Source organism: Lentzea kentuckyensis (assembly GCF_002150765.1).
Classification (GTDB): Bacteria; Actinomycetota; Actinomycetes; order Mycobacteriales; family Pseudonocardiaceae; genus Lentzea; species Lentzea kentuckyensis.
Genome location: NZ_MUYM01000205.1, coordinates 5,886 through 6,166 on the forward strand (window position 1 = coordinate 5,886; position 281 = coordinate 6,166).

The following is a 281-nucleotide window of genomic DNA, read 5'->3' on the forward strand; positions in this document are numbered from 1 at the left end:
CCAACGGCCGCAACGGCGGCGCGCTCGGCATCGCGCCCGGCGCCAGGATCCTCCCGATCGCGAGCGCCGACGAGAAGGACCAGTTCGCGCTCGACGTGGTCGGCGACAGCATCAGATGGGCGGCCGACCACGGCGCCAAGGTCATCAACCTGTCGCTGGGCTTCTCCAGCTCGGTGACGCCGACGCTGGTCAAAGCCGTGAACTACGCGATCGAGAAGGACGTCGTCCTCGTCGCCGCCACCGGCAACGAGGGCAAGGAGGTCTCCGCGCCGGCCAACATC

1 protein-coding gene is annotated in these 281 nt (G+C 69.4%); it reads left to right on the forward strand.

What is annotated here, in order from left to right; translation table 11 throughout:
- On the forward strand, positions 1-281 hold a 281-nt coding region (locus B0F77_RS45930; RefSeq protein WP_158103021.1), incomplete at both ends, for a S8 family serine peptidase.